This is a genomic window from Glycomyces artemisiae, from assembly GCF_003002955.1.
GTDB lineage: Bacteria > Actinomycetota > Actinomycetes > Mycobacteriales > Micromonosporaceae > Glycomyces > Glycomyces artemisiae.
In genome coordinates this window covers 83348-103412 of the sequence record NZ_PVTJ01000011.1, presented here as the reverse complement: position 1 = coordinate 103412, position 20065 = coordinate 83348, and the positions used below count along the sequence as shown (strand labels likewise).

At 71.5% G+C, this 20065-nt stretch carries 20 protein-coding genes; 6 read left to right on the top strand and 14 right to left on the bottom strand.

Translation table 11 applies throughout. The annotated features are described in order from the left end of the window. The first annotated feature begins 304 nt into the window (after window positions 1-304). Together B0I28_RS23410 and B0I28_RS23405 are read left to right on the top strand one after the other, a co-directional pair. The gene (locus tag B0I28_RS23410; RefSeq protein WP_106366287.1) at window positions 305-2449 is read left to right on the top strand and encodes a carbon starvation CstA family protein; all 2145 of its coding nucleotides are present in this window, start codon (window positions 305-307) and stop codon (window positions 2447-2449) included. Continuing rightward, the gene (locus tag B0I28_RS23405) at window positions 2446-2634 is read left to right on the top strand and encodes a YbdD/YjiX family protein (protein ID WP_106366286.1); all 189 of its coding nucleotides are present in this window, start codon (window positions 2446-2448) and stop codon (window positions 2632-2634) included. Before B0I28_RS23410 ends, B0I28_RS23405 begins: the two co-directional genes overlap by 4 nt. Before the next feature lie 3 nt (window positions 2635-2637). Here B0I28_RS23405 and B0I28_RS23400 read toward each other — a convergent pair whose 3' ends face one another. From B0I28_RS23400 to B0I28_RS23390, 3 genes are all read right to left on the bottom strand, one after another. Then, entirely contained in the window at window positions 2638-3336 is a 699-nt protein-coding gene (locus B0I28_RS23400) for a hypothetical protein (RefSeq protein ID WP_106366285.1), read from the bottom strand. Between the two features lie 38 nt (window positions 3337-3374). Next, window positions 3375-5129, bottom strand: coding sequence for a hypothetical protein (locus tag B0I28_RS23395; protein ID WP_106366284.1), 1755 nt, complete (start codon window positions 5127-5129; stop codon window positions 3375-3377). 156 nt (window positions 5130-5285) lie between these two features. Beyond that, window positions 5286-6146 (bottom strand): SDR family NAD(P)-dependent oxidoreductase, encoded by an 861-nt coding sequence (locus B0I28_RS23390; protein WP_106366283.1) that lies wholly within the window; start codon window positions 6144-6146, stop codon window positions 5286-5288. 145 nt (window positions 6147-6291) lie between these two features. Between B0I28_RS23390 and B0I28_RS23385 the strand changes: the two genes are divergently transcribed. After that, window positions 6292-6864 (top strand): PadR family transcriptional regulator, encoded by a 573-nt coding sequence (locus B0I28_RS23385; protein ID WP_106366282.1) that lies wholly within the window; start codon window positions 6292-6294, stop codon window positions 6862-6864. A 99-nt stretch (window positions 6865-6963) separates the two neighbouring features. Continuing rightward, window positions 6964-7446: a hypothetical protein gene (locus tag B0I28_RS23380; protein WP_106366281.1), complete on the top strand. Its 483-nt coding sequence runs from the start codon at window positions 6964-6966 to the stop codon at window positions 7444-7446. A gap of 47 nt (window positions 7447-7493) precedes the next feature. Here the strand turns inward: B0I28_RS23380 and B0I28_RS23375 are convergent, their stop codons facing one another. The 11 genes from B0I28_RS23375 to B0I28_RS23325 are packed head-to-tail and all read right to left on the bottom strand — an operon-like array spanning window position 7494 to window position 17122. Then, window positions 7494-7904, bottom strand: coding sequence for a hypothetical protein (locus tag B0I28_RS23375; RefSeq protein ID WP_106366280.1), 411 nt, complete (start codon window positions 7902-7904; stop codon window positions 7494-7496). Further along, window positions 7901-8323 (bottom strand): hypothetical protein, encoded by a 423-nt coding sequence (locus tag B0I28_RS23370; RefSeq protein ID WP_106366279.1) that lies wholly within the window; start codon window positions 8321-8323, stop codon window positions 7901-7903. Before B0I28_RS23370 ends, B0I28_RS23375 begins: the two co-directional genes overlap by 4 nt. 58 nt (window positions 8324-8381) lie before the next feature. Then, window positions 8382-9725 (bottom strand): MATE family efflux transporter, encoded by a 1344-nt coding sequence (locus B0I28_RS23365; protein ID WP_219926946.1) that lies wholly within the window; start codon window positions 9723-9725, stop codon window positions 8382-8384. Further along, complete coding sequence (locus B0I28_RS23360; RefSeq protein ID WP_106366278.1) at window positions 9722-10699, bottom strand: phosphotransferase family protein; 978 nt, start codon at window positions 10697-10699, stop codon at window positions 9722-9724. Before B0I28_RS23360 ends, B0I28_RS23365 begins: the two co-directional genes overlap by 4 nt. A 14-nt stretch (window positions 10700-10713) precedes the next feature. Continuing rightward, window positions 10714-11268, bottom strand: a complete 555-nt coding sequence (locus tag B0I28_RS23355; protein ID WP_106366277.1) for a TetR/AcrR family transcriptional regulator — start codon at window positions 11266-11268, stop codon at window positions 10714-10716. Next, entirely contained in the window at window positions 11261-11845 is a 585-nt protein-coding gene (locus B0I28_RS28375) for a sugar O-acetyltransferase (RefSeq protein ID WP_106366276.1), read from the bottom strand. The genes B0I28_RS23355 and B0I28_RS28375 overlap by 8 nt, the downstream gene beginning before the upstream one ends. 40 nt (window positions 11846-11885) lie before the next feature. Beyond that, complete coding sequence (locus tag B0I28_RS23345) at window positions 11886-12380, bottom strand: flavin reductase family protein (protein ID WP_106366275.1); 495 nt, start codon at window positions 12378-12380, stop codon at window positions 11886-11888. A gap of 22 nt (window positions 12381-12402) precedes the next feature. Continuing rightward, entirely contained in the window at window positions 12403-13536 is a 1134-nt protein-coding gene (locus B0I28_RS23340) for an LLM class flavin-dependent oxidoreductase (protein ID WP_219926945.1), read from the bottom strand. 11 nt (window positions 13537-13547) lie between these two features. Further along, the gene (locus B0I28_RS23335; RefSeq protein ID WP_106366273.1) at window positions 13548-14741 is read right to left on the bottom strand and encodes an SfnB family sulfur acquisition oxidoreductase; all 1194 of its coding nucleotides are present in this window, start codon (window positions 14739-14741) and stop codon (window positions 13548-13550) included. Continuing rightward, window positions 14738-15844: a dimethylsulfone monooxygenase SfnG gene (sfnG, locus tag B0I28_RS23330; protein ID WP_106366272.1), complete on the bottom strand. Its 1107-nt coding sequence runs from the start codon at window positions 15842-15844 to the stop codon at window positions 14738-14740. The genes B0I28_RS23335 and sfnG overlap by 4 nt, the downstream gene beginning before the upstream one ends. Window positions 15845-15889: 45 nt before the next feature. Continuing rightward, a complete protein-coding gene (locus B0I28_RS23325) occupies window positions 15890-17122 on the bottom strand; it encodes an acyl-CoA dehydrogenase family protein (protein ID WP_106366271.1) in 1233 nt (410 codons plus the stop codon). Between the two features lie 132 nt (window positions 17123-17254). On the opposite strand from B0I28_RS23325, the gene B0I28_RS23320 reads away from it, so the two are divergent. Both B0I28_RS23320 and B0I28_RS23315 read left to right on the top strand, forming a co-directional pair. Beyond that, complete coding sequence (locus tag B0I28_RS23320; protein WP_106366270.1) at window positions 17255-18160, top strand: LysR family transcriptional regulator; 906 nt, start codon at window positions 17255-17257, stop codon at window positions 18158-18160. A 162-nt stretch (window positions 18161-18322) separates the two neighbouring features. Next, window positions 18323-20044, top strand: coding sequence for an ABC transporter substrate-binding protein (locus B0I28_RS23315; protein ID WP_106366269.1), 1722 nt, complete (start codon window positions 18323-18325; stop codon window positions 20042-20044). Window positions 20045-20065 lie beyond the last annotated feature (21 nt).

Here is a 20065-nt window from a genome sequence, read left to right as displayed (position 1 = left end):
CCTCGATCAGCGTAGGGAACGGGATGTACACGGGCGGTACACGAAACGTACACGCGGCGGCTCCGCGCGATCGGCAGGACGACGCGGCGCGTCCGACGCGCGATCACTGGAAATCCGGACGAAATACTGGTAAACCAATACCGAAGCGGCGGCACCCGCGAGACGCAGCACACACAACCGCGAATAGAAATCGAGGCATTTACCTACCTGACAGTGCCTTTCCGGCACCGTGCGGCGGCCCGCCGCGCGACGCCCGGCTCCTGCCCTGCTCCCGGCCCCCGCGGCCGAACCTCCGGAGGACGACATGACCACCCCCGACAGCACCAGATCCCGGCCCAGCTGGCGTTCCATCCTCATATGGACGGCGATCTCCGTCGCCGCGGCCATCGCCTGGGCCGTCATCGCCCTGATCCGCGGCGAAGAGGTCTCCGCATTCTGGCTCGTCATCGCGGCCCTCGGCTCCTACGCCATCGGCTACCGCTTCTACGCCCGCTTCATCGCCAACCGCGTCCTGCAGGTCGACGACACCCGCGCCACGCCCGCCGAGCGCCTCGACGACGGCGTGGACTTCCAGCCCACCGACCGCCGCGTGCTCCTCGGCCACCACTTCGCCGCCGTCGCGGGCGCCGGGCCCCTGGTCGGCCCCGTCCTCGCCGCGCAGATGGGCTACCTGCCCAGCACCATGTGGATCATCATCGGCGCCATCTTCGCCGGATGCGTCCAGGACATGGTCGTCCTCTTCATCTCCATGCGCCGCAACGGCAGGAGCCTCGGCCAGCTCGCCCGAGACGAGATCGGCCCGATCGGCGGCGCCGCCGCCCTCGTCGGCGTCTTCTCGATCATGATCATCCTGCTCGCGGTGCTCGCGCTCGTCGTCGTCAACGCCCTCGCCGCGTCCCCGTGGGGCACATTCTCGATCGCGATGACCATCCCGATCGCGCTCCTCATGGGCTTCTACATGCGCACGCTCAGACCCGGCAGAGTCCTGGAGACGAGCCTCATCGGCGTCGCCCTGCTCGTCCTCGCGATCATCGCGGGCGGCTGGGTCCAGGCCTCCTCGTGGGCCGACGCGTTCACGCTCAGCCCGCAGACCCTCGTGTTCTGCCTCGTGATCTACGGCTTCGTCGCCGCGGTGCTCCCGGTGTGGATGCTCCTGGCGCCCCGCGACTACCTGTCCACGTTCATGAAGATCGGCACGATCGGGCTCCTCGCCGTCGGCGTCCTCATCGTCGCCCCGGTCCTCCAGACCGAGGCGATCACCGACTTCGCCCTGGACGGCACCGGACCGGTGTTCTCCGGCAAGCTGTTCCCGTTCGTGTTCATCACGATCGCCTGCGGCGCGCTGTCCGGCTTCCACTCGCTCATCGCCTCCGGCACCACGCCGAAGATGATCCAGAAGGAGTCGCAGGTCCGCATGATCGGCTACGGCGCCATGCTCATGGAGTCGTTCGTCGCCGTCATGGCCCTCATCGCCGCGTGCATCCTCGACCCGGGCCTCTACTACGCCATGAACGCCCCCGCCGGCGTCCTCGGCACCACAGTGGAGTCCGCCTCGACGGCCGTCGCCAACCTCGGCTTCACCATCAGCCCGCAGGACCTCCAAGCCGCCGCCGACGCGGTGGGGGAGGAGTCCCTGGTCGCCCGCACCGGCGGCGCCCCGACGCTCGCCGTCGGCATGTCGGAGATCCTCTCCTCGGTCTTCGGCGGCGACGGGCTCAAGGCCTTCTGGTACCACTTCGCCATCATGTTCGAGGCGCTGTTCATCCTCACCACCGTGGACGCCGGAACCCGCGTGGGCCGCTTCATGCTCCAGGACACCCTCGGCAACGTCTGGAAGCCCCTCGGCCGGGTCTCCTGGAAGCCGGGCATCTGGGCGACCAGCGCCGTCGTCGTCCTCGCGTGGGGCTACTTCCTCTACGCCGGGGTCAACGACCCGCTCGGCGGCATCAACCAGCTGTTCCCGCTGTTCGGCATCGCGAACCAGCTGCTCGCCGCCATCGCGCTCACCGTCGCCACCACCGTGCTCGTCAAGAGCGGTCGCCTCAAATGGGCGTGGGTGACGGCGGTGCCGCTCGCCTGGGTCGCCGTCGTCACGCTGACGGCGAGCTGGCAGAAGGTCTTCTCCGAGGACCCGCGGATCGGGTTCTTCGCGCAGCGCGAGCGGTACGCCGACGCGCTGGCCCAAGGCGACGTCCTCGCCCCGGCGAAGGACCTCGACCAGATGCGCACGGTCGTCACGAACTCCACGGTGGACGGCGTGCTCGCGGCGTTCTTCGCGCTGCTGGTGGTGATCGTCATCCTCAACGCGGCCTGGATCTGCTGGCGCGCGGTGCGGGCGACCGAGCCGCTGCCGTCGACGGAGGCGCCGTACGTCGAGTCGAAGCTCCTCGTCCCCGCCGGACGCGTGTCGTCCGCTGAGGAGTCCGGCACGGCCGAGGACCGGCCGTGACGGTGCGCCGCCTGCTCGGTCTCGTCCGGTGGTACCTGCGGGAGCTCACCGGCGAGACCGCCTACGACCGCTACGTGGAGCGGCACCGGCTCGCCCACCCGGGCGTCCCGGCCATGCCGCGGCGCGAGTTCGAGCGCTGGCGCACCGACCGCGGTGACGAGCACCCGCGAGCGCGCTGCTGCTGACGCCTAGTTCGAAGGCTCCCAAGGGACCTCGGCGTGGAAGTTCGCGCCGAGGAGTCTCACGAAGTTCCAGTAGTCGTCGTCCTCGACTCCTTCGGTGCCGTCAAGCAGCAGCCGCGCGGGCGGGAACGGCCGACCCGCGCGCAGCTGCGCGAGCTCGATGAGACGCGCGCGGCCGGCCTCCGGGCCGGCCGCGCCGTCCAGGGCCGCGAGCGCTTCGCGCAGCGCGGGCTGGAAGGTCCCCGGCTCCCACAGGCCCTCGATCTCGTCGAGTTCGACGGTGATGTGGGTGCCGGGCGCGGCGGCGACCGCCTTACGGAGCATGGCCGCGTGCCCGTCCAGCGGCCCTTCGGAGGCGAAGAGCCGGTTGAGGACCGGGACGGCCGCGTCGAGCTGCGCGAGCGCCCGATCCTTCGTCGTGAGCGGCGCGGTGGCCTCCACGATCTCGTCCTGCTCCTCCTCGTCGGCCTCGACGGGCACGAGGTCGCCGTCCGGGCCGAACTCGAAGTACTCGGCGTCGGGATCGGCCTCGATGAGGATCGACTGGGTGACCAGGTCGGCGGGGCGGAACATGGCGAGCCACAGGAGCGGCACGCAGCGCACGTCGTAGGCGACGACGTCGGTCTCCGGCGTGAAGGACGCGTCGGTGGTGGACGGGTAGAGCGACTTGAGGTCGGTCGCGCACAGGTACGAGGAGTTCGGCATGGCCGCAGCATAGCCGCGCCGAACTCCGTCGTTTCCGGTCAGCGCGCGCAGTCGGGGACGAGGTACGCGGCCGTGCCCTGCGCTTCGGTCCGGGTGGTGTCCTCCAGGATCCACCGCGTGCCGTCGCCCGGGTCGGTGAGCGTCAGGGACGTCCCGGACCCGGCGCGGCCGTCGAGGGTGAGCGCGAGTCCGTTGGCGGCGTTGACGAGCACGCCGTCGAACGGGTTCGACTCGGTGGCCGCGGCGGCGGTGAACTCCCACCACTGCGCCGGGTCGTGCTTGTCGGGTTCGACGCCGAGGTACGCGACCTCGGTGTCGGACACCGCCGACAGGACGCCGCTGCCGTCCGCGGCGCTGATCGTGTACCGGCCGTGCTTGCGGTCGAGCTTCCAGACGCCGTCGCCCCACTTCGCCCACACGACGACGTCGCGCTCGGGGTGCTCGGCGTCGCCCGCGTACTGGTCGATCTGGTACTCGGTGCCCAGGCTGTCGGTGGCGATCCGGAAGGTGTCGGTGCGGAAGTCGACGTCCTCGGCGGCCACGCGCTCGGGCAGCTGCGGTACCTCGGTGTAGTCGCCGTGGTAGTCGTCGGGGCCCGGGACGTCCCACGGGGCCGGGAGGATGAGGTCCGCGGGGTAGACCTTCGCGAAGAACGCGTAGGCCGTCGGGTCGTACGCCTGGAGCTCCGCCCTGGTGTTGATGGGGCTGCGCACGCCGTCGGACCAGTCGGGCTTCTCGGCCATGGCGTCGAACCAGACCGAGGAGAGCGTGGCGAAGTACTCGTCGATGTTGGAGATCGCGTACGTGTTGGGCCACAGGCCGGTGTTGTACGCGTGCTCGTAGACGGCGTACAGCTCGTCCGAGAGGGACTCGTCGGCCTGGGTCTCGATGCCGACGAGGCGCACGGCGTGGCCGAACTCGTGGACGAGGATGTTCTCGTTCGGATAGGCGGTGTTCAGGAACGGGTTGTCGTTCCCCCTGGTGCGCAGCACGTTCCGCTCGGAGATCGAAGAGACGCAGCCGTTCCAGGTGCTGCCGCCGAAGCCCTCGACGTCGTAGGACTCCGGGTTGTATCCGCCGCGGTGCTCGGGCACGAGGTAGGCGTTCTCGCGGGCGGCGTAGACCGCGAGCGAGCACCCGAAGTCGGCCATGGTCTCGGCGATCCCGTTGCCGCCCCTGGCGAGCTGCACGTCGACTTGTGCGGCGGCCAGGTCCAGCGTGGCCGGGTCGACGCGCGGGGCGGCCTTGACGGTGATGCCAGTGGCGGTGGTCCGCTCCTGGGTGTAGTAGTCGAGCATCGGGACGCCGGAGTAGACGGCGTCGGCAGCGGGCCTGCCTTGGGCGTCTTCGATGTTCGAGCCGGTGACGGTGAGCGTCAAGGGCTGGTCGGGGTCGATGGCCCCGGTGTAGGCGATGCTGGCGAGGTGCAGGTCCTCCGGCAGGCGGGCCATGCTGTTCGCGTCGGTCCCGGCGATCTGCCGGTTGTCCCTGTCGAAGAAGATCGTGTCGGTGGTCCCGGCGGCGGGCTTCGCCTTGAGGGCGATCTCGGTGCCGCCGTTGGTGAGCGTCAGGTTGTCGGGGCTGACGACGGCCTCTTCGTCCACATAGCGGTCCCAGTAGACCTCCAGGAACCTCCCTTCGTTGATGACGCGGACCTCGGTGATCTGCGGGCCGTCGAACGACGGGTCGGCCGCGACGGTCCCGTCCGCCCCGACCTCGACGACCGCCGGGGTCTCGGCGAGCGCCGGGCTCGCGCCGATGAGGAGTGCGGCGAGCGCCAGGGTCGCGATCACTGCGCTGCGCGCACTTGCATTGCGGGTCTTCACTTGTCACGCTCCGAGTCTGATGGGGGTTGAGCGATGTCAGTAATATGTAACATATTACTGAGTCCGTGTAAACCCGGCGAAGCGCGCCGAGGCCGGGCGATGCCCGGCCTCGTTCTCGTCGCGTCAGCGCACCAGATCGGCCGCGGGGGCGGTGATGCCGCGCAGGCCGATCGCGCCGAGGATCGCCGCCTCGCGCATCGGCCGCGGGAGGCGCGGGAGCACTTTGGACAGGATGCGGGCGTTGGGGCTGCTGAAGTACTCGGCCTTCGGGTGGCGGTCGGTGACCGCGGCGGCGATGGCCCGGACGGTGCCGGTCGTCGGCTCCGGCTTCTGGTTCGCGCCCGCCTTCTCCACCGCCGCAAGGTGGTTCCGGTAGAGCGCCTGGCGCTCCGGCGGGACCGATGCGGCGCGCTGGGCCTCGGCGGCCTTGACGAAGACCTGGGTGTCGACCAGTCCGGGGACCACGACCGAGGTGGGGATGCCCCAAGCGGCCAGCTCGCCGCGCATCGACGCGGTCAGCGAGTGCAGGGCGGCCTTGCTCGCGGAGATCGGGCCGTTCATCGGCATCGGCAGGTACGCGGTCGGCGCGCCCACGTTCACGATCCGGCCCCGGCCCGCGCGCAGGAGCGGCAGCGCGGCCTTGACGACGCGGACCGGGCCGAAGACGTTGACGGCGAACTGGCGGTGCAGCTCCTCGTCGGGGACGAGTTCGAGCGGGCCCTGCACGATGACGCCCGCGTTGTTGACGACCGCGTGCAGCGAGCCGTGCTCGGCCGCGATCCGCTCGACCGCGGCGGCCACCGAGCCGGGGTCGGCGACGTCGAGCGCCACTTCGCGGATGCCGTCGGCGCCGTCGAAGGCGCCGTGGCCGGTGCGGCGCATGCCCGCGTAGACGAGGAAGCCGCGGCGGGCCAGTTCGAGCGCGGCCGGAGTGCCGATGCCGCCGTTCGCGCCGGTCAGCAGGACCGCAGGGGTGTCGTTCATGATCGCTCCAGAAGTAAGCAGGAACATGTAAACTATGACGTGTACAAAACTACATGTCGAATGTTCGGGCGTCAACCCGCCTCCCGGGCCGGCGGCTAGACTCATCCGAGCTCCGAGGGCCGGGGCCGACGTCAGGAGGACAGCGATGTCGTTGCGGTACGCCCTGCTCGGGCTGCTCGCCGATTCCCCCGCGAGCGGGTACGACCTCACGCAGCGCTTCGAGAAGCAGCTTCAGATGATCTGGCCCGCAAAGCATCCGCAGATCTACGGCGAACTCGGCAAGCTCGCCGACGCCGGGCTCATCGCCGTCGACAGCGAGGGCCCGCGGGGCCGCAAGGTCTACGCGATCACCCCCGAGGGCCTCGCCGAGGTGCGGCGCTGGCTCACCGAGGAGCCCGTCGACCACACCGCCCGGCTCGAAGCCCTGCTCCGTTCGCTCTTCTACTGGCTCATGGACCCCGAGGACCTGGGGGAGCACCTCGCGTCGGAGGCGGCGTTCTACCGGGCCGCGGCGGCCGGGTTCCGCGAGTACGCGGCGGCGAAGGACCGCGGCGACTACGGCGACGCGCCGTCCGTCAAGTCCATGCGCATGACCATCGAGGCCGGGATCAGACTCTATGAGGCCCTTGCGGACTGGGCCGAGTGGGCGCAGACCGTCCCGCCGCCCGGCCCGGCTGCCGAGGGCGCTGCTTCCGAGGGGTCCGAAGCCGAGCGGTAGCAAGTCGCGAACCAGGGCAAAAAGGGACGAGATTCATTGACAGGTCTGTATCTGTATGCAAACCTTAATGAAATTCCACCCTCCCCCGAAGGAGCGCCTATGCCCCTGAAGACCCTCTTCGCCGCCGCCGGGACGCTGGCCTTGATGTTCACGCTGGCGCTGGACGCCCCGGCGCCCGCCGCCGAGGAGCACGAGCACGAGCACCCCGGCAACGTCCTGACGCTGAGCGTCATCACCGACCCCACGCCCGAGCAGCAGGAGGCCGCCGCTGAAGCGGACCTCGGCGCGCTCAACCACGGCGACAAGGGGCACACCTACCCGCCGGACCTCGACGGGAACGTGCCGACCTACTACGGCGGCGACTGCTACGACAACGTCCTCGCCTACGCCACCTGGTGGTCCGAGGGCGACTGGTACATCGTCTACGACAAGTGCGAGATGGAGCGCTGGGGCGCGGGCCAGAACGACTGGGACCGCGTGGGCGCGCACGAGAAGGCGCACACCGACGGCTGGGGCCACGGCGAGGAGCCGCGGGACCGCAACGCGGCCTTCGATGCGGGCATCGTCATCTGCCGCTGCTGACAAGAGAGAGCGCTCTCCGCGGGTCTCGGCCCGCGGAGAGCGCCCTTTCAGCCGCTCACCGGCGCGCCGCTTCGCATGCGGCCCTTCACGACTCGCCCGATCCCGAACGTCAGCAGGATGAGTGCGAGCCCGTTGAGCGCGTGGACCAGGAACAGCGACTGGCCCCAGAGCGTCCCCGGCACGTTGACCAGGGCCATGCCGTGCTGGAGGAGGACCAGGAACGTGCCCAGTGCGGTGAGCCACACCGGTTTCGCGCCGAGGCGCGCGGCGAGCGCGAGGACCACCGCGACCGCGTACAGGTACAGCAGCGCGTCGCCGTTGCGGAAGTGCAGCTCGAAGCCGGGGCCGATGCCGCCGCCGTAGCCGACGCCGAACCCGGCCAGCGCGAACTGCACGACCAGGAGCGCCAGGAGCAGGATCATCCAGGCGCGCAGGAGGATCGCGAAGGGCCGGTTCATGCGGGCACCGCCTTCGCGAGGGCCTTCTCGGCGCGCTTGGCGTCGACCGCGCGCTTCGCGAGCCGCGCGACCGCGAGCTGGATGACGAGGACGCCGAGGCCGTTCGTCGCATGGAGGGCGATGCCGACGCCGCCCGGGACCCCGTCGGTGCCGAAGCCGTACGCGAGCGCGCCCTGCATCCAGATCATGAAGGTGGACAACGCGGTCAGCAGCACGGCCTTGAGGCCGGGGCGGGCGATGAGGGCCAGGACCGTGGAGATCAGGAGCCAGAACATGAGCATGCCGCCGTTGCCCGCGTGGACGATGAACCGCTCGATGCGCTCGCCGCCCGTGGAGACGGCGCCCCACCCGGCGAGTCCGATTTGGAGGACGAGGAGGATCACGACGAAGCGCGTCCACCCGAGGAAGACCAGTTTCACGCGGGCCAGTCTGCCGCCGCGCTCGCCGCCCGGTATCGCCCCCGAGTCGTCAATCGCCCTACATCGCGGGAGGTACGGCCCGCGCGGGGCGTACAACCGCGAACACCCGCAGCAGGACCAGCGCGGCCGCCGCGGCGGCGAGGTCGCCGACCGCGAGGCCGGTCCACACGCCCGTCGGGCCCGCGGCGCTGAAGGCGAGGACGGCGGGGATCTTGAGGGCGAGGAGCGTGCCGATCGAGATGAGGTACGACGGCAGGGGCGCGCCCACGGCCTGGAAGTACGCGGAGACCAGGAGCGGCACGCCGGAGGCGGCGATGCCGATCGCGATGAGCCGCAAGGCGGTCGCGGCGTCCGCCGACGGGGACCCGAGGAGCGCGGTGGTGATCGGCCCGGCCAGGGCCGCGGTGAGCGCGGCAGCGGCGGCGCTGTAGGCCGCGGTGGTGCGCAGGGCGAGGACGCGGGTGCGCCGGACCCGGTCGGGCCGGTCGCGGCCGGTGTTGAACCCGGCGATCGGCTGCATGCCCATGCTGATGCCCTGCTGCGGCATGACCGCGAAGACCTGGACGCGCGCGGCGACGGCGTACGCGGTGACCGCGGCGGCGGTGACGAGGAGGTTGTTCACCAGGAGCGCCAGCGCCGTGGCGCCGAGCCCGGCGAGCATCGACGGCGAGCCGACCCCCAGGAGCGCCCGGAGCGTCGGCCAGTGGGGGAGCAGGTGGGCGGCGCGCACGCGGTAGGGCCGCTCGCGCTGCCAGAAGAAGAACCACAGGGCCATCGCGGCCGAGACGGCCTGCCCGCCCGCGGTGCCGAGCGCCGCGCCGCGCACGCCCATGTCGAACCCGTAGATGAGGACCGGGTCCAGGACGATCTGGACGAGGACCGGCACGACCCACTGCATCGTCGCGAACCGAAGGCGCCCTTCGGCTCGCATGAGGCTGGAGAACCCGGTCCCGACGAGCGTCGTGGCGAGGATGACGACGGCGTAGTCGCGGGCGTACCCGCGCATCCCCCCTTCGGCCCCGAGCGCGGTGAGCAGCGGTTCGAGGCACGCCAGGCCGACCACGGTCATCGCGAGGGCGCCGGTCCAGAACAGCGTGAACGCGTTCCCTGCCGCGCGCGCCGCGCCGGCCGCGTCCCCGGCGCCGAGGGCCCGCGACACCAGCGACGCACCGCCCGCGCCGACCGTGGTCGACAGGGCGCTGAGGACGAGGAGCACGGGCGCGACGAGGTTGACCGCGCCCATCGCGGTCGGGCCCACGCCGTGGGCGACGAACGCGGCGTTGGTGAGCGCGTAGATCCCGTAGATCCCCACGGACATCGTCGCCTGCGCGGTGCCGCGCCACAGGAGCCGGCCGACGGGGGCGTCGGCCAGCGCCCCGACGCCCTCCGTCCGGGTGCTCACGCCTCGAACCGGGCGACGAGCCCGTCGAGTTCCGCTCGGGCCCAGTCGTACTGCTTCGTGTCGGTGTGCCCGCGGTAGTCGGTCTCGACGACCATGACGAGCAGCAGGTACAGCCCGTAGAGGCGGCGCCGGATGCGCTCGGTCCCGGTCAAGGGGCCGCGGCCCCAGCCGCGCGCGAAGGACTCCGCGTCGGAGATCGCGGGCAGCTCGGCCCCGCAGAACCCGGCCTCCATGAGCGGGTCGCCCCAGAACGCCCGCTCGTGGTCGATGACGCAGACGATCCGCCCGTCCGCGACCATGGCGTTGCTGGGCCACAGGTCCCATTCGCAGAACCGCGGCTCGGTCACCTCGTCGAGGCTGTCGGCATGGCGCGCAAGGAGGACCCGCAGGTAGTCGTAGCCGTGCCCGAGGTCGACGCCGCGCCGCTCGCCGTCGGCGAGGGCGTTCCCGAACATCGCGGTGAACGCCTCGCGCCACGTGCCGAACCGCGGGTCCAGGAGCGGCCCGAACCCGGTGCCCTTGATCGCGTTGAGCTTCGCGGTCGCCTCGCCGAGCCGCACCCAGTACCGCTCCTGCTCCTCCCCGCTCAGCGTCTCGGCGATGATCCCGAGGTTCTCGCCCTCCACGAACGGCATGAAGAAGTACGGGGCGTCGCACAGCTCCAGGCTCGCGTCGGCGAAGTGCACGTCCGGGACCGGCACGTCGGTGTGCTCGCGGATGAGCGCGAGCGAGGCCAGCTCGATGTCCATCGCGCCGCGCTCGTACGTCATGACCTCGACGCCCGGCGGCGGCGCGATCTTGAGGACGACCTGCGACCCGTCGCGCAGGCGCAGCCGGTACGCGACGTTGAACCAGCCGTGCCCCAGCTCTTCGGCGAAGCCGTCCCCGTCCGGGACCTGCTCGGGCCCGTAGGCGCGGGCGATCATGGCGCGCAGGGCGTCCGGGGTCTGGCGGTTCTTGGTGATGCTCTCCATCGGGGGCTCCAGCTTCAGCGGGGACGGGTGATCCGCCGGACGGCTTCGGCGACGATACCCGGGTCGCGGGGCTCGGTGTCGAGCGCGCGGTGGATGGTCAGCCCCTCGATGAGGGCGTCGACCATCCGGGCCGTGGCGGGGTCGAAGTGGCGTTCGAGGGCCGCGCGGGACCGGGCCATCCACGCGTTGGTGAGGGCCCGGTATGCGGGTTCGCGGGCGGCGAGCGTGTACAGCTCGTGGGTGAGGACCAGGTCGCGCTGGGAGCCGAACACGCTGTCGGTGATGATCGCGACCACGGCCGCCTCGGCCTCCTCCGGCCCGTCGGCCGCGGCCATGGCCGCCTCGAACCCGTCGCTGACGCCGGTCGCGAACCGCGTGAACGCCTCGCGCAGCAGCTCGTCCATCCCGCTGAAGTGGTAGGTCATCGACCCGAGCGGCACGTCGGCGGCCGCGGCGACCTTCCGGTGCGAGGTGCCCGCGACGCCCGCCTCGGCGATCACGTCGAGGCACGCGGCGATGATCCGCTCGCGCCGGTCGGGGTCGCGGCGCCGCGGCCGCGGCTCACCCACCGATCGTCCGGATCACCTTGGCGGGGTTGCCGACGGCGACGACGTTCGCGGGCAGGTCCTTCACGACCACCGCGCCCGCGCCCACCACCGTGTTCTCGCCGATGCGGACGCCGGGGCAGACGATCGCGCCGCCGCCGATCCACACGTTGTCGTCGATGGTGATCGGCTTCGCCGCCTCCAGCTTGTCGCGCCGCGGGCCCGGCTCGACCGGGTGCGTCGGGGTCAGCAGCTGCACGTTCGGGCCGATCTGCACGTCCTCGCCGATGACGATGGGCGCCACGTCGAGCGCGACGAGCCCGTGGTTCGCGAACGACCGCGCCCCGATCCGTATGTTCGACCCGTAGTCGACGTACAGCGGCGGCCGGATGAACACGCCCTCGCCCAGCTCCCCGAGGAGTTCCTCCAGGTGCTTCCGCGCCGCCTCGTAGTCCTCGGTGAAATCGGCCCGGTACCGCTCGGCGAGCACCGCGGCGCGCGCCATGAGCGCCTCCAGCTCGGGGTCGTCGGCGAGGTAGAAGTCCCCGGCGAGCATCCGCTCGCGCATCGTCCGGTCGTCCCCGGCGAAGTGGTCGGTCATGCGGACGACCGTACACTAGGTGTGTACGGCCGTCCACGCCTCAGTTCGCCAGGCTGCGGAACCCGCTGCGGTGGAACACCAGCGGCCCCGTCGTGTCCGAGTGCTCCACGGCGTGGAGCCGCAGCAGCACGATCACGTGGTCGCCCGCCTCGACCTCCCGGTACACGGAGCAGTCGAAGCGCGCCAGGCCGTCGTCGAGGGTCACCGCGCCGTCCTCCGTGGCGCTCACCGCGAGCCCCGCGAACCGGGTCGCCGGGTCCCCGGCGAGCTGGCGGCATACCGCCCCGTGGTGGTCGGCGAGCACCGTCAGGCCCAGGTGCCGGGCCCGGCGCAGGTCCGGCCAGGTCTTCGAGGACGTCGCGATCGAGAACGACACGAGCGGCGGGTCCAGGCTCACCGACGTGAATGAGGATGCCGCCAGGCCGGTCACCCGCCCGTCCACGGCGGCGGCCACGGCCACCACCCCGGTCGGGAAGGCGCCGAACGCCTCCCGCAGCCGTCGCGGGTCGAGGTCCTGGTTGGTGGTCAGGGACATGGGTGCCTCCTAGGGGGTCGATTCAGCTCGCGAACGGGACGGCCGCGGCCCGGGCGCGCGGCGGCGCCGGATGCGACCACAGGCCGCGCCGCCCCAGCTCCGGCAGGACGCCTTCGCCGAACCAGTACGCGCCCTCCAGATGCGGGTAGGCCGAGAGCACGAACTCCTCGATCCCGACCTTCCGGTACTCCTCGATGAGGTCCGCGACCTCGGTGTGCGAGCCGACCAGCGCCGTCCCCGCCCCGCCGCGCACCAGCCCGATCCCGGCCCACAGCCCGGGATGGATCTCCAGGCCGGACTTGCTGCCGCCGTTGAGGTCGAGCATCCGGCGCTGGCCCTCGGACTCCGAGCGCCGCAGGCCCGCCTGGACGCGCGCGATGTCGTCCTCGCCGATCCCGGCGAGCAGCCGGTCCGCCTCGGCCCACGCCTCCTCCGACGTGTCGCGGTTGATGACGTGGACGCGCAGCCCGAACCGGATCGGCCGCCCGCCCGCGAGCCCCCTGATCCAGCGCACCTTCTCCGCGACGGCCGCGGGCGGTTCGCCCCAGGTCAGGTACACGTCCGCGTGCTCGGCCGCGACGAGCCCGGCCGCGGGCGAGGACCCTCCGAAGTAGACGTCCGGCACCGGATCGGGGAGCTGCGCGAGCCGCGCGCCCTCGACCCGCAGGTGCTTCCCCTCGAAATCGACGGTCTCCCCGGCCCACAGGCGCCGCACGATGTGCAGGAACTCCCCGCACCGCTCGTAGCGGGCGTCCTTGTCCTCGAAGTCGCCGTACATGCGCTGCTCGTGCGATTCGCCGCCGGTGACGACGTTGAGGAGCAGCCGCCCGCCCGTCAGATGCTGGAACGTGCCCGCCATCTGCGCGGCCAGGTACGGCGAGACGATCCCGGGTCGGAACGCGACGAGGAACTTCAGCCGCGCCGACACCTGCGAGAGCATCGCCGTGGACACCCAGGCGTCCTCGCACCACGCGCCCGTCGGCGTCAGCGCCGCCGCGAACCCGTTGTCCTCGGCCGCCCGCGCGACCTGGCCCAGGTACGACACCGACGCGGGCCGCGCCGACGCCCCCGCCCCGACCCCGTGGCCGCCGTCCACGACCTGCCGTCCGTCCCCGCCGTTCGTCGGCAGGAACCAGTGGAACTGCAACGCGCTCAACGCTTCTCTCCTCACAGTTGGCCGTGGCGCGGCGGCGGCGCCCCGTCGAGGGCCCACCGGCCCAGGTGCTGGACCTTCCACGCCGCCGGGTCGTGCAGGGTGTGGACGCGGGCGTTGCGCCAGTGCCGGTCCAGGTTCAGTCCCGCCAGCGCGCTGCGCGTCCCGGCGACCTCGAACACCCGGCTCGCGGTGTCCACCGCGGCCTTCGCGGTTGCCGCCCGCGCCGCCGCGACCGCCAGCGACGCCCGCGCCGCGGACTCCTCCGTCAGGTCCGCGTTCGCCTCGTCCACAGCGGACGCCGCCTCCTTCAGCAGCGCCTCGGCGCCGCGCAGCGCCAGCTCCATCTCCCCGAACGCGCGCACTGTCAGCGGGTCGTCCGCGGCCCGCTCGACGCCCGCGTCCGGGTACGGCCGCGACTTCGTGCGCACGAACTCCGCGGCCTCCTCCAGTGCGGCCCTGCCGATCCCGGCGTCGATCGCCGCGTGCAGGACCTGCGCGAACGCCCCGTACGTCTGCGGCCCTTCAAAGGTGGACGCGTAGGGGGTGATCCACTCGTCGGTGACCGCGACGTTCTGGAGCCGCACCGTGCCGCTCGCGGTGGTCCGCTGCCCGATGCCGTCCCAGTCGTCCACGACTTCGACGCCCTGGGCGTCGCGGCGCACCCACGCCACGTGCATCGGCCCGTCGATCCCCAGGTGCGCGAGCACCGGGATCCAGTCGGCGAACAGCGCGCCCGTGCAGTAGAACTTCGTGCCGTTGAGCCGCCACCGGCCCTCCCCGTCCGGGGTCAGCGCGGTCCGGTGGTCGCGCACGTGCTTCGTCCCGAACTCGGTCTGCGCGTTCCCGAACCGCTTGCCGCGCAGTACTTCCGCGAACAGGCGCCGCTGCTGCGCCCCGTCGCCCCGCAACCGCAGCTGGTTCACGTACACGAAGTGGCTGTGGGGGATCTGCGCGATGTTCGGGTCGCCCGCGGCCAGGCGCCGGAACACCTCCGCGACCACCGACGTCGGCAGGTCCGCGCCGCCGTGCTCCCGCGGCACGGTGATCGCGAGGAGCCCCGAGGCCGCGAGCCGGTCGACCTCGGCGTACGGGAGGGTCCGGCGGGCGTCGCGCTCGGCGGCGCCCGCCGCGAACTCGCCGGCGAGCCCCGACGCCGCGCCGAGCGCGGCCGCGGCGTCGAGGACGGTACAGACGGGGTCGCTCACGGCACCCGCTCCAGTTCCGCCGCTTCGAGCTCCCGCACGATCGGCAGCACGTGCCGCCCGAAGTACTCCACGTCCTCCAGGTAGTGCAGGAACCCGAGCAGCAGCAGGTTCGCGCCGCGCCGCTTGTACTCGATGATCCGGTGCGCGATCTGCTCGGGCGTGCCGATCAGGCCGGTGCGGAACCCGTCGTTGTACTGCACGAGGTCCTCGAACCCGGAGTCCTGCCACATGCCCTGGCCGTCGCCTGTGGACTGCCCGGCCTGCTTCACGGCCGCCCCGAAGCCCTCGACGGCCTCCCTGTCGGCCTTGTCGACGATCTCCCGCAGGACCGCCCGCGCCTCGGCCTCGGTGTCGCGGGCGATGAGGAACCCGTTGACGCCGAAGCGGACCGTGCGCCCGTGGACCGCGGCCACCTCCCGCACGTCCCGGATCTGCGCCTCCACGCCCTCGGGGGAGTTCCCGTTCGCGAAGTACCAGTCCGAGACCCGCCCGGCCATGCCGCGCGCGTCGACGGAGTTGCCGCCCTGGAACACCTCCGGGTGCGGCCTGCCCTCGGCCGCGACGGGCTTGGGCTTCAGGTCGAAGTCGTGCAGCCGGTAGAAGTCGCCGTTCAACTCGGCGTGCTCGCTCGTCCAGATCTCCTTGAGGTACCGGATGAACTCCTCGGAGCGCCGGTACCGCTCGCCGTGCTCCAGCCACGGCTCGCCGAGCTTCGTGAACTCGTCCTTGAACCAGCCCGAGACGACGTTCACCGCCGCCCTCCCGCCCGACAGCCGGTCGGCGGTGGCGATCCACTTCGCGAGGACCCCCGGATGCCACAGCCCCGGGTGGACCGCGGCGATGACCTTGAGCCGCTGCGTCGCCAGCAGCAGCGCGAGGCTGAACGACGTGGACTCGTGCTGGTACGCCGCCCCGTACGAGGCGATGTAGCGGACCTGCGAGAGCGCGTACTCGAACCCCGACTCCTCGGCGAGGCGGGCGAGCTTCACGTTGTACTCGTAGCTCCAGTCGGTGCGCTGCTCGATCTTCGACACCACCAGGCCCCCCGAGACGTTCGGGACCCAGTACGCGAATTGCAGCGGCTCGGTTGACGGTGTGCTCATGTGCGGCTCCAGAAATGGGGATCGGATTCGGTCGTCAATGGACGGTCACGTGTACCAGGTCGGCGCGGGCAGCTCGCCCGTCAGCGCGTACCGGCCCACCTCGGCCCGCTTGTGCGCCACCGGGTCGTGCAGCGAATGGGTCCTGATGTTGCGCCAGAACACGTCCAGGCCCACCGCGTTCGCGCTCGCCCGCGCGCCCGTCACCTCGAAGATCCGCGTGCCGATCTCCAGCCCCGCGTCGATCGCGGTCTGCTTCGCCGCGGCGATGACCACCGCGGCCTCGCCGCGCTCCTCGGGCGTCACGTTGTCGGCGTGCGCATTGATCGATTCGATGAGCCCGGCGGCCCGCTCCGCGAGCGCCTCCGCGGCCCACAGCTTCGACTGGAGGTCCCCGTACGCCTCCTGCACGTAGAACTCGTCGACGCCGCGCTCCTTCCGGTCCGCCGCGTACGGCCACGCCCGGGTCTTCTCGCGCGTGTACGCGGCGGCCGTCTCCAGCGCGCCCTGCGCGATCCCCAGGTAGAAGTTGGTGAACACCAGCTGGATCAGCGGCACGTTCAGCGTGTTGTAGGTGCGCGGCACGAACTCGTACCCGTCGGCGCGGGCGACGTACCCGGCGGCGGCCGCCCACGGCACGCGCACGTCCTCGATGACCGCCGAGCCGGACTCGGTGAGGCGCTGGCCGAGGTTGTCCCAGTCCCCGGCGAACACGATCCCGTCCTGGTCGGTCGGCACGATCGCGAAGACGTGCTTGTCGGTGCCCTCCAGGACCCCTTCGAGCACGGTGACGTCGGAGACCTTCCCGCCGGTGGAGAACGTCTTGCGGCCGTTGAAGACCAGCTCGCCGCCCTCCTCGCGGATGACGAGGTCGTCGTCGCGGGGGTTGACGGCTCCGCCGAAGAACCAGCCCTCCTCGGCGGCCTGGCGCTCGACGGCCTCGATCTGCGCGGGGGTGCCGACCAGCCTTGCGGCCCAGGCCCACAGGTAGTGGTAGCCGAGGAGCTGCCCGATGGACCCGTCGCCCGCGGCCACGGCCCGGATCACGCGGTACGCGGTGGTCCAGTCCTGCCCGCCGCCGCCGTACTCGGCGGGGGCGAGGAGCGGGACGAGCCCGGCGTCCTTGAGCAGCTCGACCTCCGCGTAGGGAGTCGCGCCCTCGCGGTCGCGGGCCACGGCGTCGACCGCGAGCCGCGCGGCGACCTCCCTGGCGCGCTCGACCCATCCTTCGGGCGTCGTCGGCCGCGTCGACCAGCCGGGCGCGTCCTGTCCGTTCGTCATTGTGCTGAACCCCTTCCACGGAGTAGTCTTTTCCTATCAAGTTACTAGGAAATGATTCGAAGGAACAGCTCTCGACCATCGGTTCGGCCTTGAACCCCATCGGCCGCACCGAAGACCGGAGGCGGGCGGCGCATGCGCATCGAACAACTGGAGTACGTGGCGGCGGTGGCGCGGCACGGGTCGCTGCGGCGCGCGAGCGAGCACCTGCACGTCTCGCAGCCAGCGCTGAGCGAGGCCGTGAGCAAGCTGGAGCGCGAACTCGGCGTCACGCTCCTGGAGCGCCGCCGCGACGGCGCGCGGATCACCTTGCGCGGCAAGGAGCTCCTGGAGCACATGGTCGGCGTGCTCGACGCCGTGGACCGGCTCCAGTCCGCGGCCGCGACCACTGCGGCCCGCGCGATCCGCGTCGGCACCGTCAACGCGGGCACCGCGAGCCTCCTGCTCCCGGCGATCCGCGACTTCCGGCTGGGCCGCCCCGGTGCCCGCGTCGAGGTGCGCGCCCTCCAGCAGGACGAGATCGAGGCCGGGCTCGCCGACGGCTCCCTGGACCTCGGCCTCGTGAACGTCCTCGGCGACCCCGCCTTCCCCGCGAACCTCCGAGGGGCCGAACTCAAACGGGGCCGGCCCGTGGCGGTCCTTCCCGGCGCGCACCCACTCGCCGCGCAGGCGGAGGTGAGCGCCGAGGACCTGCGCGGGGAGACCTTCGTGGGGATGCGCGCGGGCTACGTCATGCACCGGTTCGCCATGCGGCTCTTCGGCTCCCGCCTGCCCGCGGTGTGGCACAGCGTGGACGGCGCGGAGATGGGGAAGATGCTCGTCGCCGAGGGCCTGGGCGCGACGATCCTGCCCGACTACTCCGTCCACGGCGACCCGCTCGCCCGCGGGGGCCTCATCACCGTGCGGCCCATCAAGGACGACCGGACCCCGGTCGCGATGTGGCTGCTGCGCCGGAAGGCCGCGCGGCTCCCGGCCGCCGTCGACGGGCTGGCGGCGCTCCTCGCGGCGCGCTCGGCCGCCTATGGCGCAACTCACCCTTGATTCTCGACTAATCCTATCGGTAAGGTCGAGTATATGCGAACGACGCTCCTGTACTCACGCCGCGAGATCGACCTCGCGCACATCGCCGGTGCGCTCTGTCGGCGCTGACCGCCCCGACCAGCCAGAACCCATCCCCGGCACCGAGCCCACTGGAGCACTCCCATTTCCGAACTCAGCCAGACCATCGCCGCCGCCGAGAAGCCCAGACCCAAATGGCCCTGGATCGCAGGGGCCGCGGCCCTCGTCCTCGTCGCCGGGATCGCGTGGCTCGGAGCCACCCGCGCCTCCGGCGACGACACCGCCGCTGACAACGTCACTCCCGACAGTGCCCCCATAACCGGCGGCACCCTCGAATTCGCGCTCATCGACTACCAGCGCAGCCCCGACCCGCAGTGGGGCACCAACTACGCCGAATCCACCATCGGCAACAACATCACCGACAAGCTCACCTGGCAGGACCCCGACACCGGCGAGATCACGCCGTGGCTCGCCGAGTCCTGGGAGTACAACGACGACCTCACCGAGTTCACGTTCCACCTCCGCGACGACGTCACCTTCTCCGACGGCACGCCCTTCGACTCCGAGGTCGTCAAGGCCAACTTCGACCAGTACGTGCACGGCGACGAGGCCCTGGGCATCAACCCGAACGGCGCCCAGCTCCTCCCCGGGTACATCGAGACCCTCACGCCCGACCCGTACACGGCCGTCATCCGCTTCGAGCAGCCGCTCGCGAGCTTCCTCCAGGCCAGCTCCTTCACCGCGAACGCCCAGCCCGGGTTCCTCTCGCTCTCCACGCTCGCGCTGAGCGCCGAGGAGCGCACCGACCCGCTCAAGATCATCGGCACCGGCCCGTTCGTCTACGAGTCCTGGGAAGAGCAGGTCAAGACCGTGCTCGTCAAGCGCGAGGGCTACGACTGGGCCCCGCCCGCGCTCGGCCACGACGGCGAGGCCTACCTCGACCGGGTCGTCTTCAACACCATCCCCGAAGCCAGCGTGCGCACCGGCTCGCTCGTCTCCGGCGAACTCGACGCGACCCTCGACGTCGGCACCACCGACGAGCAGCCCCTCGCCGACCAGGGCTTCGACATCATCAGCCGCGGCGTCTCCGGGACCGCGATCTTCTTCAACCTGAACTCCTCGCTGTTCCCCACGAACGACGTCAACGTGCGCAAGGCGATCCAACTGGGCTGGAACCGCGAGGCCGTCGAGCAGACCGTCCTCACCGACAACTACTCGATCGCCGACTCCGTGCTCGCGCCCTCCGTCCAGGGCCACGCCGACTACTCGGACTCCGTGCTCCGCTACGACCCCGACGAGGCCGCGCGCCTGCTCGACGAGGCCGGCTGGACCCCCGGCGACGACGGCATCCGCACCAAGGACGGCAAGCGCCTCGAAGTGAAGCTCCTGGGAATCAACAACCTCGTCGTGAACAAGCCCGCGTACGAGTCGATCCAGCAGGACCTCCAGGCCATCGGCATCGACCTCCAGCTCACCGTCGTCCCCATCCCGGACTACACGGCCGCGTTCGCCTCCGCCGCCACCGACTGGAACGTGGTGGCCGCCAACCGGTCCCGCAACGACCCGGCTGTCCTCAACCTCGTCTACAGCCCCGCGCTCGGCAACGCCTCCTACATCACCGCCGACTCGCCCGGCATCGACGCCGGCCAGGTCTCGGAGGTCCTCGGGAAGCTGGAGACCACGCTCGACCCGGACCTCCGCGACGAATACGCGAAGGCCGCGCAGGACCTCCTGCTGGAGCAGTACGCCCTCGTCAGCCCGGTCTACAACCCGTCCCAGGTGATCGCCCAGGCGCCATACGTCCACGGGATCGTCTTCGACGCCCAGTCCCGCAACCACTTCGTGGACGCCTGGAAGTCCGAGTGACGCGCCGCGGCGGCCGGGCCC